At 67.1% G+C, this 17147-nt stretch carries 10 protein-coding genes and 1 pseudogene; 6 read left to right on the forward strand and 5 right to left on the reverse strand.

Annotated elements, in window-relative coordinates:
* Positions 1-33 precede the first annotated feature (33 nt).
* The 6 genes and pseudogenes from ACWC09_RS05970 to ACWC09_RS05995 all read left to right on the forward strand — a co-directional run.
* Complete coding sequence (locus ACWC09_RS05970) at positions 34-885, forward strand: helix-turn-helix domain-containing protein (protein WP_450848916.1); 852 nt, start codon at positions 34-36, stop codon at positions 883-885.
* Positions 886-893: 8 nt separating this feature from the next.
* The gene (locus ACWC09_RS05975) at positions 894-1103 is read left to right on the forward strand and encodes a DUF397 domain-containing protein (protein ID WP_450848918.1); all 210 of its coding nucleotides are present in this window, start codon (positions 894-896) and stop codon (positions 1101-1103) included.
* A gap of 119 nt (positions 1104-1222) precedes the next feature.
* Positions 1223-1519 (forward strand): WXG100 family type VII secretion target, encoded by a 297-nt coding sequence (locus tag ACWC09_RS05980; RefSeq protein ID WP_450848920.1) that lies wholly within the window; start codon positions 1223-1225, stop codon positions 1517-1519.
* The gene (locus ACWC09_RS05985) at positions 1516-3006 is read left to right on the forward strand and encodes a WXG100-like domain-containing protein (protein WP_450848922.1); all 1491 of its coding nucleotides are present in this window, start codon (positions 1516-1518) and stop codon (positions 3004-3006) included. Before ACWC09_RS05980 ends, ACWC09_RS05985 begins: the two co-directional genes overlap by 4 nt.
* Positions 3007-3016: 10 nt before the next feature.
* The gene (locus ACWC09_RS05990) at positions 3017-3352 is read left to right on the forward strand and encodes a hypothetical protein (protein ID WP_450848923.1); all 336 of its coding nucleotides are present in this window, start codon (positions 3017-3019) and stop codon (positions 3350-3352) included.
* A gap of 97 nt (positions 3353-3449) precedes the next feature.
* Positions 3450-3647 (forward strand): annotated as a pseudogene (locus tag ACWC09_RS05995) (helix-turn-helix domain-containing protein); the annotation flags it as partial.
* A gap of 27 nt (positions 3648-3674) precedes the next feature.
* On the opposite strand, the gene ACWC09_RS06000 reads toward ACWC09_RS05995, so the two are convergent.
* From ACWC09_RS06000 to ACWC09_RS06020, 5 genes are all read right to left on the reverse strand, one after another.
* A complete protein-coding gene (locus ACWC09_RS06000) occupies positions 3675-4247 on the reverse strand; it encodes an SMI1/KNR4 family protein (RefSeq protein ID WP_450848925.1) in 573 nt (190 codons plus the stop codon).
* A 317-nt stretch (positions 4248-4564) separates the two neighbouring features.
* A complete protein-coding gene (locus tag ACWC09_RS06005) occupies positions 4565-5239 on the reverse strand; it encodes a pentapeptide repeat-containing protein (RefSeq protein ID WP_450848927.1) in 675 nt (224 codons plus the stop codon).
* A complete protein-coding gene (locus tag ACWC09_RS06010; RefSeq protein WP_450848929.1) occupies positions 5236-5370 on the reverse strand; it encodes a hypothetical protein in 135 nt (44 codons plus the stop codon). Before ACWC09_RS06010 ends, ACWC09_RS06005 begins: the two co-directional genes overlap by 4 nt.
* Positions 5371-5465: 95 nt before the next feature.
* Positions 5466-6026: a suppressor of fused domain protein gene (locus tag ACWC09_RS06015; protein WP_450848931.1), complete on the reverse strand. Its 561-nt coding sequence runs from the start codon at positions 6024-6026 to the stop codon at positions 5466-5468.
* 21 nt (positions 6027-6047) lie between these two features.
* Positions 6048-17063, reverse strand: coding sequence for a LamG-like jellyroll fold domain-containing protein (locus ACWC09_RS06020; RefSeq protein ID WP_450848933.1), 11016 nt, complete (start codon positions 17061-17063; stop codon positions 6048-6050).
* Positions 17064-17147: the final 84 nt, after the last annotated feature.

Raw genomic sequence — 17147 nt, forward strand, 5'->3', positions numbered from 1 at the left:
GTCGCGCTTGCAGGCGCGTTGGGAGGACATTCGATGGCCTTGAGGAGCGAGCCGACGGCACGCCAGATGCGTCTGGCGGTCGAGCTCCGGAGGCTCCGCGACGCGGCAGGCCTCACGACCCGCGAGGCGGCGACGCTGCTCGGGGTGAGTTCCGCACAGATCAGCCAGATCGAGGCCGGCCTCACGGGTGTGAGCGCGAAGAGACTGCGTCTTCTCGCGGCCAACTACTCCTGCACAGACGGTGAGTTCATCGAAGGCCTGGTCTCGTGGGCGACCGATCGGACGCGTGGCTGGTGGGAGGAGTACCGGGGCCTGCTGCCCACGCCGTTCCTCGACCTGGCCGAGTTGGAGCATCACGCCACGTTCCTGCGCGAGGTCCAGTTCCTGTTCATTCCCGGCCCGTTGCAGACGGAGGACTACGCCCGCGCCGTCTACGGCTACCGCGTCCCCGATCTCCCCAGCGAGGAACTGGAGTTGCGGGTCCGCCACCGCATGCACCGCAAGGTCATCCTGGAGGGCCCCACCCCCACACCGTACGAGGCGGTCATCCACGAGGCGGCGCTGCGCATCATGGTCGGCAACCGAGCCGCCTCACGAACTCAGCTCACCTGCCTGCTCGAACGCTCCGAAGCGGATCACGTGACCGTACGTGTCATCCCCTTCAGCCTGGAAGGCTTCGCCGGCTCGGCGAGTGCCATGACCTACGCGGGGGGTGCCGTACCCAAACTGGACACCGTGGTGCGCGACGCTCCTCAGGGCGCGGCCCTCATCGACTCCGAGGCCCAACTCGGCGCCTTTCGAACGCTCTTCCGTAAAGTGGAGGCCGCGTCGCTCGACCCCGCACGGTCCCGCGACTTGATCCACAGGCTGACGAATGAGCTGTGAGGCGTCCCATGACGGTCCCCGACAACTGGCGTAAGTCGTCCTACTCCGGCCCGGGCGACGGCGACTCCTGCGTGGAAATCGCGAACAACCGCTCCCACATAGCGATACGCGACTCCAAGAACCCCGCCCACGGGACCCTCACCTTCCCCGCGGCAGCCTTCGCCCCCTTCCTCGCGGCCGCGAAGTCGGACATGCCGCAGCAACACATCGCCAGGTAAGCCACAGCTCAAGCAATGGGCAATTCCAGGAACGTTTTCACTATTGCAACGGTTGCCGGCACCCGTTCCGCATACCCGACCGTGCCATCCTCACGTGGTCGACGGATACGGGGGATCGGATGCCGGGGCAACTCACGGTCAGATTCGAAACGCTGGCTCAGGCCACCGAGGACATCGGCTCGATAGCCGACGCGCTCCAGGAGCACCTGACCGAACTGGACGGTGCCGTACGCCGAATAGCGGACACATGGGAGGGCGACGCCCATGACGCATTCGGTGACTACTGCCGACGGTGGCAGTCCGCCTCCCACGACCTGCACCGTACGCTGCGCCGCCTGCAGAAGATCGTCGAAACGGCACACGGCAACTACGCGCAGGCGCGAGCCGCCAATGTGCAGATGTGGCGCGGGCGATGAGCCGCCCGGCGGACGGCGGCGGCAGCAGCGGACCGATCAACCTCTATCCGGAGGACCTCTACAGCGTCGGCCTGCACTTCGCGAGCGGCCAGGACACCATCGACTCCATCTCCAGCGCGCTGAACTCGGCGCTTCAGAACGCCGGAGGCATGGCCGGGAACGACGACTACGGGCACAAGTTCGGTGCGAAGTACGATCCGGCGGCCAAGGCGCTTTTCACCGCGCTGTCCGCTTCCGCCCGTGCGATCGGCCAGGCGTCCACCGGCCTGGTGACGACCGCCAACAACTTCCTCAAGGCCGACCACCACTCCAACGCCCAGGCGGGCGGCAGCGGTCCCGACCAGTTCTCGCCGCCGGTGGTGTTCGCCGATGTGACCTACCCGGACCCGGCATCGGCGATCGGGCCCGGGGACTCCTCCATGCCCGACGCCATCGCCAAGTACTGGCCCAACGGACACCAGGACAGACTGCGAGCGGCGGCTGACGCGTATCGGACCGCGTCCACCGCCATCGACACCCTCGGCGCGGGACTGCACCGGCACGTGCTGGCCATCACCGAGAACAACTCCGACGACTCCATCGACGCGATGGCCGAGTTCTGGGGCAGGATCTGGCAGGACGGCCAGGACGGCGGCAAGGCTCCGCTGTCCACCGCCAAGCACGCCTGCGACGAACTCGCCAAGGCCTGCGACTCCTTCGCTCAGGCCATCGACGACGCGCACAGTCGGACCGAGTCCAAGCTGGCCGAGGCCGGTATCGCCATCGGCTTGACGACGGCGGCCGGTGTGCTGCTCACCGTCTTCACCGGCGGGGGTTCGGACGCCGCCGCCGGAGCCCTTGACGGGGCGGAGGCCGCCGCGATCCTCGGTGATGTCGAGGTCACGCTCGACGCGGCGGTCACCTCCATCAGCACCGAGATGATCGCGGACATCGAGATCTCCCTCCAGGCCGCCGCGGAGGGCGTACCCGAGATCGAGGCGGTGGACGCCGAGACAACCGAGGTCAGCCAGGTCCTCGAACGAGAGCTCTCCGAGACGGAGGCCCGAGAACCGGCCGGCGTCGGCGGACGCGGAGGCAGCGGCGGAGGCGGGGGCGGAGACGAGCCTCCGACCGGAGGTGGCGACGACGAACCGCCCGCGGACGACTCCGAGGACGGGGGGCTTCCGAAGTCCTACGAGGACAGGTCGAAGGCGGTTCGCGACGTCATGTCGGACGACCAGGGGAACCTCCTTGGCGAGGAGGACGCCAAGGGCGTACGCATGGTGACCGAGGAAGAACTGCAGCAGACACGTCAGAAACTGTTCGAGCGCCTCGGTGAGCCGGAGATCAAGGCGACACCCAAGGGGAACATCGAGGTCTGGCGGCTGTCCGATGACCCCCCGTCCACGGTGACGTATCGGCCGTTCAGCAAATCGGGGGGCCCTACCATCGACATGAACGACGTAGACGGCCTGGACGCCAAGCGTCTCCACATACCGCAGCACTGAAGGAAACGGCATGCCGACGGAAGAGGAATACGGAGAAGAGTTCTCCTACCTGGCCGACTACGTACACGAAGACTGGCTCGGATTCTCCGTGATCACCGGAACAGTCGGAAAGCTCCTCGGCAAGGGGCACAGCATGGAGGAGCGGAAGCGGCTCACTCTGCGCATCGTCCGCGATCTGCTGGACCTGGGAGCCAAGGCCGGAGACCTGACCGCAGACGCGGAAAAGCCATTCGTGGCCTGGGCCACGGACAAGGCCGCGACCCTGTCCAGAATCGAATCCGAGATGGAAAGCCTCGACCACTCGCCGGAATCCGGTGACATCTGCTGGATCACCGTCGACGGGTGACGCCCGCAGATCTCGCGCTCGCAGGCACGGAACAATACTTTGCGCGCAAGATCGTCCGGTTGAGCGAGTGTGGGTGGAGACGTTCACCGGGCTGGGGATGGATCAGTTCGGTCGGCTGTTGCGGGCAGTCCGAGACCGTGGGGGCAACGGGAATTTGCGCGGTCGGCCGTGGGGTCTCCCGCTGGCCGAGCGGGTCCTGGTGGTGGCCGTCTACTACCGCACGAACCTGACCATGCGACAACTCGGGCCGCTGTTCGGGATCTCCTCCTCGACCGTGTGCCCGATGATCCAGCGGTGATGCGCGGCAAACCTATTTCACCCTTTAAGAGAAGGTTGCCGAACGCCTGAATTCATGGGGATCAGTGGGGAATTTGGACCATAGAATCTCGGATTCCACGCCTCTGGTAAGAATTCCGTTCAGGAACTCGACGCATCCAGAGGAAAAGAACTCCCAATCAGAACCGCGAGCCCCGTTCACGGCAATCGTCCAGTCATCAGCTGAAGCCCCAGGCCGGGCAAACCAATAAAGGCACTCGCCGTTATCCGTCACTGCCCACGGAAACACCTGCGCTCCGGAGTTCACCAATTCGGTGGGCCGCTCTTCGCCGGCGTCCCACAGTTCGGCCAGGATTTCAGCCTGATCTCTATCAGTCGTGATCAGATCATAGTGTTGGTTAGGACAGTCGGGCTCAAGCAGCCAAAGGTAGCCGTCCATCCTTCCCCCACCCAGCTCGCCAATCAAAGCCCGATAATCACTGGGCAGGGCATGCCCAAGCCGGGATTCGACCTGGGTCCAATCTGTCGCTTGACGCCCAGCGAGAGGTTCGTCCACTCCAAGCAGAGAGATCAAACCCAGCGTGCACTCCCAGGGCTCTTGGCTTTCGGTTTCGGGCATGCGTCAGCTCCGGTTCGAGGTGGTTCGTTTCGGGAGGCTGGTGGCAGTGCCGCAGCCGTCCTGGCAGGGCGGAGCGGTGCGCTCGTCCCTACCATTGTATTCATCGAGCCCAGCCGATGTGGTCAATAGCGCCTTATCGCCGCCCGCAGCCTCCATGAGGATGGAATCCGCCATACCCAACTGCCTGGGCGGTACTCCCGGGGACGGGCAGCGATTCCCCCAGCCCTAGCTGCTGACCCTGCGGCCCCACGAAGAGTCAACAGCCCCTGGCACCCAGACTTCGAGAGACCAGGGGCTGCTGTAAGCAGCGCGGGAAACTAACCAGCAAGACTCCGCTCGCGAAGCCACTGAAGTTCGGCGAGTTGCTTCTCAAACGTCTTCGAACTCTGGGAAGCCACAGCGACCATGGAGTCGAAAGGTGTGAGATCGAAATCTCTGAAGTACGCCTTTGCAAGGTCCGGCGCTTCCGGGAGCGAAAGCACCGTGTCCCGATCCGCGCGACGCAGAAGGAAATGCCTGTTCTCATCCCTACGCACCAGTTCTCCCGGCACCGCACGAATCGTGGCGTCGGCGAACACGGCGTCCCGGATGTCCAAGGCCCAGTCGACGTCACGGTAGAAGTCGGCCATCCCATCCGAGAAGGCTGCAAACATCTCTGCCCCGAGCGACCGGACAGGACCGGCGAAGATGAACTGGCCGATCTTCCCGCGCAGTGTGACGTTACGGAATACGCACCCGGAGATGGAGCTCCTACTCAGCTTCGCACCATCCACCGTGACGTTCTCCAGCCTTACGCCCGCCATCGTGCACGCGCTGAAGGAGCAGTTTTGTAGGATCGAGTCCCGCACTACCAGGCCGAATGACGGGTCGTCATGCTGCGCCAGCACAGAACTGGTGAACTTGACGCGCCTCAGATCGAGATCGCCGAAGACCCGCCCGCTGCCGTACTGGCGCAGACGCCCAAATGAGGACCCTTCAATGGCGTCGGTCATTCGCCGACTCCACCAAAGATCTCTGCAATGTCCGGACCCCTGAGCGTCGGATACGTCATGAGCTGATCCGGGTGCTCGTAGTAGTCCCGTCCCATGTGCTCGGCGATGGATGTCTTACTGGCTCCAGTCACGTCCACATTATACGAGTCGCCAATCTTCAACCGCCTCGGCAGAGACAGTCACGTCACTCATCAGGTGCTACTTCCATGGTCGGGAGTTACATCAGCTACCAACGACCGACAACCGATGCCCGTCGCGGATCTACCAAGTTGACCGACCTCTTCTCCAACCTGGCCTCCAACGCCTCAACTCCCCGACGCTTGGCATATTCCGATTCTTCAGCGTAGATAGGAACGAGCCAGATGAACTCTACTCCATCTCCGGGCATATCAACTTTCCTGAATTCAGGTGACAGCGAATACGGGGGAGAGGCCAGGAACCTGTCTGCTTCAGAACCCTCAACCCATGAATGCCCGAGACTCAAGATAGAACCCATTTCTACTCGATGTTCGGGTAGCGAGTGGAAATGGGCAACCATGGCCAAGCTCTCCACATGCCGCGGCGACTCAACTGGAGAAAGAATCATAAATTCGCGACGGGGAGCACCCGCCCGGTAGGCGCCAATTGAGGAATAAACCCAGCTCTCCCTGGGCCTGCTGGGTGCCACGCGCCTGACATGGAAACCCGGCAGGCTGTCCTGGATGGGTCCTAGAATCCATGAGAAATCCTCGTGCTGCCGGTCAGGCCACGCGCCACGAAGATGTGCATCGATTTCGAGCTCGCACATTTCACTACCCCAGGTTCAATCTCAAGTACGCCTACGCATGCCGAACGCCCTCGCCAGGTAACGCGTATACCGTGCGAGTACCGCTCCTTGCTTGCGCTGACATGTCAGGCATTGCGTCCCGTTAATACCTTGTTGGGCATATGCGCGGCGCTCTGCATCCGTCATTTCCCATCCGCCGTGGAAATAGTAGTGGATGGCGAGTTCCGGATCGTGCTCGGGTACTGGCTGGGTAGCCGTTCCGGTGACCTGCTCTTCTCCACACGTGATACACCGCTGGCCCTCCCCTGCAGCACGGGCTGCCTGCCCGGCGGGCCCGTTGGTCTGCGAGCCACCGTAATGAGCCTGGCGGTTGTACCGCTCCTCTGGCATATCGGGCCCGTCCCGGTCGGTGGCAACGCCTTCGGAGTCGACTTCGAAACGTGCGTTGTCCGCGACCGCAGCTTCATCGCAGTTGTGGACGAGGACCGGCGTGTCACCGGCCTGCACATAGTAGGTGTGGAGGGTGCCGATGGTGAGGTCGTAGGTAGTGGTGTTCGCGTGGTACAGCCGGACGCCCGTGACCTCGGCCGTTCCAGTGGGAGTCTGGAGGACGTCGCCGGCCTTCAGGTCCTTGCCCTCGACGAACGCCGACTGCGTCTCGTCGTAGAAGGGGTGGTGGAAGGTCGTCGTCAGGTGCGCGCCGGCCTGTATATCGGGCACGCCCTGCGCAGCAACCTTGCCGCTCTGGCCGGACGTCGTCGGCGACACCGCCGCCACCGTCTTGGCGACCGGCTCCTGACCGGCACCGTGACCGTGGCTCGCCGCAAGTGCGCCCAGTACCGCCGCCGAAGCCGCCAGGCCGAACGCCGCCTTGCGGGCGACCTTCTTGCCGATGGACTTCACCCCGGCCTTCACACCCTGCTTCGCGCCGACCTCAGCTGTCGCCTTCACCGTCAGGTCCACGAAGTCATGGTCCGTACGCGTCACGATCACATCCGTGACCTTGTGAGCCTCCGTACCCACAACCCCCGGCACCGAGTTGGCGATCGTGTCGCCGACTCTCACCTGGTCGATCGCCTTCGTCGAACCGTCGGCCATCAGGACCCGCGTCGAACCGGTGAAACTGTGCGGGACCGGGCAAGTGCCAGACCGGGACTGCGACTTACTCCCCGCCCCCTCCGACTCCGCCGTAGCCGCAGCCTCATCCGTGGCATCAGCCGCCCCCGACTCCCCCGCCTCCGCCGCCTTCCCGAACAGCCCGCCCACGACCTCCATCGCCTTGGGCGCCGCCTTCGCCAGCAGCTTCCCGCCCAGGGAGCCCAGGGCACCGCCCACCGCACCGGTCACCGCGCCCTCGACCGCCGAGCCCGCGAACGCGCCGACACTGCAGTCGCCGCCGCCGTTCTGTGCGCACTTGAAGCCCTGCTCGACCAGGGAGCCGGCCGCACCCGCAAGCGCCGCGCAGCCGATCGAGCCGACGCCCGCCGTCGCCGCCTCGCAGCCCGCGAAGACCACCGTCGACACCACGATCGACGTGATCGCCGCCGCGTGGTGCTTGACGAACTTCGCGGTCGACTTCACCGCCTTCACCGTCGCGTGATACGCCGTCCGCGCCGCATGAGCGACCGCCTTCGCCGCCTTCTTCACCGCGTGGGCGACCTTGTGCGCCGCCTTCTTCACCGCGTGCACCACACGGTGCACAGCCCTCGACACCTTGTGATACGCCGTATGGACCGCGTGAACCGCCGCATGGTAGATGCGTCTGACGTGCCGGACCGTGTAGTGGTACACCCGCCGCACCACCCGCACCGTCGCCCGGTACACGTCCGCCACCCGGTGCACCACCTTGTGCGCCGCGTGCTTGACCGCGTGGACGACCCTGCGCGCCACATGCTTGGCCGCGTGGTAGACGGCCTTCGCCACATGCTTGGCCTTCTTGGCCACATGCTTGACGGCCTGCACCTCGCACGAGCCCGTCCACCACGAGCAGTGACCCGAGGGGTCCGTGCCCACCAGCGGGTTGTCGTCGACGTAGGCGAACGGGTTCGCCGCCACCGAGTCCGGCGTCGCCGACGCCGACACGCTGTCCTTGTTCAGGAACTCGCCCGTGTTCGGGTTGTACCAGCGCGACGCCGTGCCCACGTCACCCGTGCCCGGCTCCGTCCAGCCCGACTGGAAGCCGAGATGACCGATCAACGACGCGACCGCCGTCACCTTCCCCAGCGGGTCGTACGTCGCCGAACCCGACAACGACGTCGCACCTGATGTGAAGGTGCCGACCACATCGTCGTGCAGGTCCGTCAGGGCCAGGGCCCCGGTCGACGAGCCGGTCTGCTTGATGCCCACCAGGCCGCCCGACGGGTCGTACGTGTACGACCCGTCCCCGTCCGTCGCGATCGTGTTGTCCGCGCCGGAGTAGGTGAAGGTGCGGGTCGAGGACACGCTGGTGTCCGTGTCGGTGATGTTCCGGCCCAGCGCGTCCAGCGTGTACGACTGGTCGCCCGCCACGATCTGGTCGCCGAACGCGTCCGTCTTGAAGGCCGCGGTGCCGTCGGCCGTGGACGACTCCTGCGTCATCGTGCCGCGCGCGGAGTAGGAGTACGAGTGCGTGCCGTCCGAGGTCAGCTGGTCACGGGCGTCGTACGTGTACACGTCCGCCCCGACCCTCACCCGGTTGCCCGAGGCGTCGTAGGAGTACGCCGTCGTGGTCGTGCCGTTGTTCCAGGAGGTCAGGCGGTCGGACCAGTCGTAGGAGTACGTGTTCGTCGACGCGCCGGTCACACCCGCCGTCGTCTTCGACGTCAGGTTGCCGTTGTTGTCGTAGCCGTAGGTGAAGCTCGACAGCGTCGACGCGCCCTGCACCAGGACGTCGCTCGACAGTTCGTGCGCGCTGTTGTAGCCGAAGGTGCGGGTCTGGCCGGTGCTGCCGTACTTGATCGTCTTGACGTTGTTCAACTGGTCGTACGTGTACGTCAGATGGGTGCCGGTCGCCGCGTCGTCCAGGGAGGAGAGGCGGCCCGCCGTGTCGTAGCCGTAGGACTGGGTGCCGGCCGGGTCCGTCCGGGTCAGCATCGAGCCGTCGTCGTTGTACGTGAAGCTCGACGAGCCCGCCGAGCCCGAGGCGGACAGGACGTCGCCGCGGTCGTCGTAGGTGAACGAGTCGCTCGTCGACGCCTGGTGGTCGGTCGCGCCCGACGTCCCCGCCTCGTCCGTGGCCGCCGAGGTGACTCGGCCGTCGGCGTCGTAGGAGAAGGTGTGCTTCGCCGTGGCGGCTTCCGCGCCCGTACCCGACATCGTCTTCAGCTGGTCGTTGGCGTCGTACGTCATCGACGTCGTGACACCGCCGGGCGCGGTCGCCGAGGTGACGTTGCCGTCCGCGTCGTAGGCGAAGGTCGTGGTCGAGTCGGCGTCCGAGGTGTACTGGGACGTCGTCGGCTCGATCACCTTCTCCTGCTGGCCCCAGGGGGTGTAGCTGTAGCGCCAGGAGTTGCCGCGGCCGTCCGTGAAGCGGGTGCGGTTGCCGGCCTGGTCGTAGCCGAAGGACGTGGTGATCGAGGTCGTGGCGTCGACCGGCTCGACCTGCTGGGTGATGGTGCCCGCCGCGTCGTACGTCCAGCGCGTGGTGTGCTGGTTGGCGTCCGTCGCCGCGACCAGGTTGCCGTCGCCGTCGTACTGCTGCGAAGTGCCGTACAGGAACGTGCCGTTGGCGTCGTAACTGCGGGTCGCCGTCGGGTCGTCGTTCACGTTGTAGTCGGTGGTGGTGTAACTGCCGTCCGCCAGCGTCGTCTTGGTGTTGTTGTCCTCGAAGTCGTAGGCGTAGGCGGTGGTGTTGCCCGCACCGTCCGTCGTCGAGGTGACGTCACCCGCGCGGTTGTAGGCGTACGACGTGGTCACACCGCCCGGCGTCTTCACCGACGCCATGTGCGCGCCGTAGGGGTTGCCGGTGGTGACGCCGTAGGAGTAGTTCGTCGTCAGCGTGCGGGTCGACGGGTAGCGCTCCAGGGTGGTTGATGTGACCTGGCGGCCCAGGTAGTCGTACGTCGCCTGGGTCTGGGCGCCCGTGCCGTCGGTCGCCGTGCGCTGGTTGCCGTTGGTGTCGTAGGTGGCGTGGGTCTTGGTGCCGTCGGGTTCGGTGATCTGGGCCAGGTCGCCGATCTGGTCGTAGAGGTAGGACGTGGTCTTTCCGCCGGGCGTGGTCGCGCTGGTCTGGTTGCCCTCGCTGTCGTAGGTCCAGACGGTCGTGCCCGCGTTGGGGCTCGACGCCCCGGCCGGGGTGTACGACGGAAGGGTCTCGCTGACCTTGTTGCCGTCGGCGTCGTAGGCCGTGTGGGTGACCAGGCCGTTCGGGTCCTTCTCCTCGACGGACTCGCCGAAGGTGTTGAAGCCGCTCCAGGTGACGGGGCGGACCGTCGCGGCGTTCGCGGCGATTCCGTCGGGCTCCGACTGGACCGCCGGTGCCGTGGTGACCGCGAGGTTGCCGGCCTCGTCGTACTCGTAGTTGGTGGTGTGCTGCTCCGGGTCCGTCATGGACGTGGGCAGGCCCCGCTTGTCGTACGTGTAGCTGGTGGTCTGCTGGTCCGAGGAGCCGACCGTGCCGCCCGAGCGGCCCTTGCCGTACAGGGAGGAGATCTCGCTCGACGACAGCGCCCGCTGGTAGGTCTGGACGTTGCTGACCGAGCCGTTGACGGCGTTGCTGACGGTGCCGCCGGCGGTCTTGGCGCCGCCGATGGACAGCGGGCCGGAGCCGGTCCACGGCGCGGAGTTGGTGGCGCTGCCCGCGAGGGAGCCGTTGACGTACAGGCTCATGGTGCCGCTGGACGCGTCGAAGACGCCGACCAGGTGGGTCCAGGTGTTCAGCGCGGGGGCGCTGGAGGCGTAGGCGTTGTAGTACGCCGACGGGGTGCCGGAGGAGTCCTGGCTGGGTGAGATGAGGCGGAAGACGCCCTGGCTGGAGGCGTACTGGAGGTAGAAGGAGGAGCGGTTGGTGCCGCCCTGCGAGACGAAGGTGCGGAACGTCGAGGTGTCCGACAGCTTCACCCACGCGGAGACGGTGTAGGAGGCGCTGGTGTCCAGGACCGGGCTGTTGGTGGCGACGATGTCGCCGTTGCCGCTGGTGTCGCCGCTGAACTGGGCGGCGTCGTCGGACCAGGTCACGCCCGGTCCGGCGGTGGCGGTGTTGCCGGTGCCGGAGGCGTCGGTGACGGACCGGCCGGAGGTCTGGTTCAGCTTCCACCAGCCCGCCGGGTGACCCGAGGCGTCCCCGTACAGCGTCTCGCTGAGCAGGTTGCCCATGTCGTCGTAGGAGTCGGTGGTGGTGCGGTCGAAACCGGTCGCGTCGTGGTCGTTCTCGGAGGCGACCTGGTCGTCCGGGGTGTACGACACGGTGGACACGCGGTCGACTCCGGTCGGGTCGACGGTGGTGGACGTCGTGCGGTCGGAGGCGTCGACCGTGTACTGGGTGACGTTCTCGCCGTTGTCCGTCGTCTGGGTCAGCAGGTTGCCGGCCGCGTCGTAGGTGTCGGACTCCAGGACGTAGCTGCTGGTGCCGTCCGAGCTGGTCTTCTTCACCGTCGCGGTCAGACCGTCGTCGGTGTACGTGTACGACGTCGTGCTGCCCATCGCGTCGGTGACCGACGCCAGCCGCCCGGCCGGGTCGTAGGCCCGCGAGGACTCGACGAGCTTCGTCGCGGTCTGCGGGGAGACCGGGTCGCCGGTGTACATCAGGCTCTGCGTGAGCAGGTTGCCGTTGTCGTCGTAGGTGTAGTCGGTCTCGTTGCCGGCGCTCGTCACCTCCTGGGTCTTGTTGCCGGAGGTGTCGTACGCGTACGTCGTCGTGTTGCCGTAGGACGTGCCCGCCGCGACGTTGGCGTCGGACTCCGTCGCCAGACGGTCGTAGGCGTCGTAGGTCTGCGTCTCGGTGCGGGAGGCGTCGCCGCCGTTGCCGTCGGCGACGGTCTGGGACAGGACGTCGCCGTCGTCGTCGTAGACCGTGCTGGAGACGGCGGTGTGGGTCGAGCCCGAGACACGGTCGGTGAGCTGCGGGTCGTGCTCGGCCGTCACCTGGCCGTTCTTGTCGTAGGTGTAGCTCGTCGTGAGCCCGCCCGGGTAGGTGTCGGAGACGACCTTCTGGCTCAGGACCTGGCCCAGCCCGTCGTAGGTGTACGACGTGACCAGGCCGATGGCGTCCGTGGTCGAGGCGACGTCACCGTCGGTGAAGTAGGAGACCGTGTTGACCGCGCCGCCGGGGCTGACGGTCTTCACCGGCAGGCCCTTGGGCACCACCCCGCCGTCGGCGGACGGGTAGGTGCTGGTGCCGTCGCTGTAGACGGTGGTCGTCGACCGGCCGGAGGGGAAGCCGGGCACCGCGGGGCCGGTGGTGACGGTCTGGTTGCCCGCGGAGTCGTAGGTGTAGGACGTGAGATAGGTGTTGTCGGTCGCGGACGCCGAGCGGCCGTCGCGCTCCGTCAGCAGCTGGTCGTTGCGGGGGTCGGCGGTGGTGAGCTGGGCGGTCGTGTCGTCCGGGTAGTACGTGTAGTACTCGGTGTTGCACTTGTTCGCGACCTGGTCCTGGCAGTTCGTCGACGAGACGATGTTGCCGCGGACGTCGTGGCCGGTGGTGGTGACCGCGCCGTTGGGGTCGGTGACGGTGTGCTCGAAACCGGCCGTGTCGTAGCCGAAGCTGGTCTTGTCGCCGAGGCCGTCGGTCTCGGTCAGGGCCCGGTTGCCGTTGGTGACGTCGTAGGTGTAGGTCAGCGTGGACGTCGTCGGCGAGGTCACCTTGACCGTCTCGACCGGGAGCAGACCGGTGGAGTTCTTGGCGGCCTCGACATGCGCGGCGACGTCGGCGGCGGTGAGCGCCGAGTGGTAGAAGGCCGCGTCCGCGATGGAACCGGTGAAGTGGCTGACGTCTCCCGGGGAGTCGAGCCAGCTCTTGGCGAATCCGGCGCCGAGGTAGACGTGGTTGTAGGTCTGGTCGGCCGGGGTGCCCGAGTAGCTGGACTGCTTGACGCCGTCCAGGTACAGGGTCTGGGTGGCGCCGGAGGCCGTGAGGGCCACGTGGTGCCAGGTGTTGTCGGTGACCGTACCGGTCGAGCCGAACGCGGTCGAGCCGGAACCGCTGCCCGAGTAGTAGTGGCCGTGCAGCTTGTTGTCGGAGCCGACGTACAGGAGCGGCGCCCAGGTGCCGGAGGTGGCGGTCGCGCCGGATATCGTCGCCGACTGCGCGCCGACGATGACGCCCTGGGAGGCGGTCTTGAACCAGAGTTCGAGGCTGCGGTCACTGGTGCCGAACTGCACGGAGGTCGGCAGTTCGGTGTACGAGGCACTGCCGTCGTAGGTCGTGGCCTTGGCGTCGCTGAACGGGCCCGTCGCCCCGAGCGTCACCCCGCTGTACGTGCCGTTGCCGCCGTGCACCTCGTTGACGGCCGTGGTCGCCCCGGCCGCTTCGCCGAGCCGGTAGTAGCCGGCGGGGCCGGCGCCGAGCACCGCGCCCCGGTAGGTCTGGCTGGAGCCGGCGACCGTGGGCGCGGCGAGCTTCCAGACGCCGCCGTTCTCGTCGCTGAGCTGGGTCAGCGTCGTGGTCGCCGGGTCGTACGTCATCGTGGCGAAGGACTTGCCCGAGGGGCGCTTGACCGAGGTGAGCAGGCTCGCCGAGTGAGTGCCGTACTGGTAGAGGGAGTTGACGTCGGCGGCGACCAACGGCCGCCCGTACCAGGCGACATCGGCGATCGAGCCGGTGAAGTACGTCGCGTACCCGGTCGCGTCGCTGGAGCTGCTGTGCGGCTCGTCCGGCCAGCTGCCGCCGAGGAACCCGGTGCCGAGGTAGTTGAAGACCTGGTTCTTGCCGAAGGCGACCGCGCTCTTGATGGAGACGGTGCCGCTGCGCGAACCGACCTTCGCGTTGTCCAGGAACAGCGTCTGCGAGTTGCCCGCCGCGCTCAGCACCACGTGGTGCCACTTGCCGTCGGCCACGGACGCCGAGGACACGATCGGGTTGACGCCGCCGCTGTACCAGAACTCGGCGTTCAGCTTGCCGTCGGTGCCGACGTAGATCGACGGGGTGTAGAACCCGGCGGCCTGTCCGGAGCCGATCGGCTGGGAGGCGTAGGAGTAGAGCACGCCCGGTCCGGCCGAGGTCTTGAACCACAGGGACAGGGCGCCCGAGTCGGTGTCGTTGCCGGTGTTCTTCGGCAGCGCCACGTCGGAGGTGGTGCCGTTGAAGGAGGCGGCGGTGGAGGAGGAGCCGGTGAGCGGGCCGGCCGCGCCGAGCGTCACGTTCTCGTACGTGGCGTTCTTGGTGCCCTCGTTGGCGAGGACCGCGTCCTTGGCGGTCGTGCCGGAGCTCTCGGTGAGCGGCCATGCGGCGCCCGGGTCGAGGTCGAGGGAGGCGTTCTGGTACTGCGAGCCCGTCGTGTAGCCGTAGGTCGTGCACTTCGTCGTCGACAGCGGGGCGCACACGGTCGTCAGCTGGTCGCCGGAGTAACCGTAGTTCCAGGTCAGCGCGGACGAGGAGTCCGTGGCGTCGACCAGGTCGGTGGTGACGGTGGCGACGTGTGCGGCGAGGGCGCCGCTCGGCGTGGACCAGGTGAAGTTCAGGGAGCGGCCCGAGACGGCGGACTTCATCTTGGTGACGTGTCCGCTGGTCCAGGTCAGCGCGATGGCACGCCCGTTGGCGTCCGTGACGGAGGTGAGACCGTAGGCGCCCGAGCCCAGCGAGGTGGTGAAGGCGTAGACCGTGTCGTCCTTGTCGGTCAGGCTGTAGCCGCCGCCGCTGACCGTGGTGAACGTGGCCCAGCGGCCGGTGCCCGGCGCGAAGGTGCCGTCGCTGTTCTTGCCGTAGCCGACCTGGGAACCGTCCGGGTAGGTGACGTTGACGCTGGTGACGGTCCCGGCGGCGTTGTACTGCTCGGTGGCGCGCGAGTCGAGGATGGACGACCAGCCGGCACCGAAGGCCCCGGTCCAGCGCGGGTCACGGGAGTTGTAGTCGCGCTCGACGTCCAGGGACGGGCCGACGGTCGAGATCGAGGCGTCGGTGTCGGAGGTCGTGTAGTTGCCGATGGACGCGTCGAAGCCGTGGTCGCTGCTGTTCTGCGACAGCCCGGAGGTGATCACGGGCTGGGGTACTTGGACGGACAACGCGTAGGGGTCGGCGGGCGAGTAGAGCCCGGTCGTGGAGTCGTACGCCTGCACCTGCCAGGTGTAGTTCTTGCCCCAGGCCAGTTTCCCGGAGGGCACGGTCCAGTCGCCGGTGGAGACGAGGCCCGAGTCGGCGACCAGGGTGTTGTTCGCGTCGTAGACCTTGAACTGGTACTGGTTGCCACTGCCGCTGGTGGAGTTGGCGCCGCCCGCCCAGGCGGTGAGCTCGGGGGTGGTGGTGCCGACGACCGCGTTGTCGGCGGGGAACTGCTCGTAGAGCTGCGGGGCGGTGTTCCCGGTGTAGGTGACGACGATGTACGGGCCGAGCGAGGGGTCGTTGAACGAGCCGAACTGCTTCCAGTGCAGGGCGTCGGTCGTCGACGCGTACACCGCGAGGCCGTAGTCGGCGGTCGTCCCGCTGAACCAGCCCTGGATCGCCGACGTCGACAGAGACACGCTGACCCAGTCGCCGACGGTCCGGTCGGCAGCGGTGTTCGCGCAGGCGGTCGGGACGCTCGGGGTGGCGTTGCCGATGGAGGAGCCGTAGGTCGGGCCGGGGTAGCTGGTGACGCCCTCGGGCGTCCACGCCTTGGTGACCAGGGCGACGTCGAAACGCTCGGCGGTGCAGGTCGAGGCCCAGGTGTCGAACAGGTGCAGCGTGGCCGAGCTGACCGTCGCGCCGCTCGCGTCCCAGGCGGTGTCCCAGTGGTTGATGTAGCCGGCGGCGGAGTGCGTGCCCGAGTCGTACGAACCGACCTTGATCGTCTGCTCGTAGGAGTGGTCGCCGGCCGCGCCCGACTCCGCGTAGGTGGTCGTCCAGCCGTCGGTGACGGTCGGGTCGACGGTGACGGGGAAGACGCGGTGCGCGTCCGTCAGCCAGGCCTCGTCGAGGCTGATCCGCAGTGCGTAGCCGCTGCCGTCGCGCACGAGGGTCGTGGTCACGTCGTGCGTGGTGGCCGGGTCACCGGAGCGCGGGTCGACCTTCGAGTCGTAGGCGTACGACGAAGGGACGCGCTCGACGGTCTTGCCCTCGGCGTCACGCAGGACGATCGAGCCGTCTTTGTTCTGGACCGGGGTGAGCCCCTTGAGGTGGAGCGGGAAGGTCCAGGAGTCGCCGGCGTCCGCGGAGTGCAGGACGACCGCTTCCTTCACGCCGGTGGCGGTGGGGGCGACCTGGAGGTCGGTGTCGGTGAGGACGCCCGGGTAGGTGACGCGGGAGCCGTCGGCGGTGCCCTTGACGGACCGGGCGCCCTTCAATTCGTAGGCGACGGAGTGCTTTTCGTCGGGAGCCAGGGAGACGAGGTCGGAGTCGTCGGCCATCGCGGCGAAGTCGACGCCGACAGAGTTGGCCTTCTCGTACCAGCGCCCGTCGGGCCCGGCCCGCACGTCCACGTCGATGGGCGCCCACCTGCCCTTGCCGACCTGGTAGTTGACGGGCATCGGGTAGATCCGTCTGGTGGTGGACCCGTCGGCGTTGTCGTACACAGTGTCGGTGCGGGAGGACTTGGCCGCGTCCCGCTTGCTGGTCCTGGCGTCGAAGGTGGCGCCGCCGGCGCTCTTGCCGTGCTTCACGGCCGCTCGGTGCGCCCGGTAGGCGCCGAGTTCGCCCTTGCCCTTCCCCGGCTTGCGGCCCTTGCCTCGGTGTGCCTCGGTGGCCCCGGCGGAGACATGGTGCCGCTTCCCCGCCGCGGTACCCGACTTCTCCCCGGGCAGCCTGCCCCAGTGCGGGTCCTTCAGCCAGGCCGTGATCGAGGACAGACTCGGCAACGAGAGGTCCACCGCGTGGAGTTCGGCCCCGGCGGCCACCGCCGACTGTGTCGTCCACATGCAGGCGAACACGGTCAGCAGAAGTACCGCGACACCGCGACGGGCGCGCCGTGTACGGCGGGTGGAGCGGACACGGCTGAAGGGCCGAACACGCACGGCTGGGACTCCCACACTCGAATGGGCACAACAGGCCAGGCCTCGCCGCCAGTTGACGTACCGACAGAGAGGCCACAGAAAACG

The sequence above is a fragment of the Streptomyces sp. NPDC001617 genome, from assembly GCF_053596855.1.

Bases quoted from the DNA above. Each gene is read 5' to 3' on its own strand.
- ACWC09_RS05970 (WP_450848916.1), top strand. From the start codon at position 34: ATGGCCTTGAGGAGCGAGCCGACGGCACGCCAGATGCGTCTGGCGGTC.
- ACWC09_RS05980 (WP_450848920.1), top strand. From the start codon at position 1,223: ATGCCGGGGCAACTCACGGTCAGATTCGAAACGCTGGCTCAGGCCACC.
- ACWC09_RS06015 (WP_450848931.1), bottom strand. From the start codon at position 6,026: ATGTGCGAGCTCGAAATCGATGCACATCTTCGTGGCGCGTGGCCTGAC.
- ACWC09_RS05975 (WP_450848918.1), top strand. From the start codon at position 894: ATGACGGTCCCCGACAACTGGCGTAAGTCGTCCTACTCCGGCCCGGGC.
- ACWC09_RS06005 (WP_450848927.1), bottom strand. From the start codon at position 5,239: ATGACCGACGCCATTGAAGGGTCCTCATTTGGGCGTCTGCGCCAGTAC.
- ACWC09_RS05990 (WP_450848923.1), top strand. From the start codon at position 3,017: ATGCCGACGGAAGAGGAATACGGAGAAGAGTTCTCCTACCTGGCCGAC.
- ACWC09_RS06000 (WP_450848925.1), bottom strand. From the start codon at position 4,247: ATGCCCGAAACCGAAAGCCAAGAGCCCTGGGAGTGCACGCTGGGTTTG.
- ACWC09_RS05985 (WP_450848922.1), top strand. From the start codon at position 1,516: ATGAGCCGCCCGGCGGACGGCGGCGGCAGCAGCGGACCGATCAACCTC.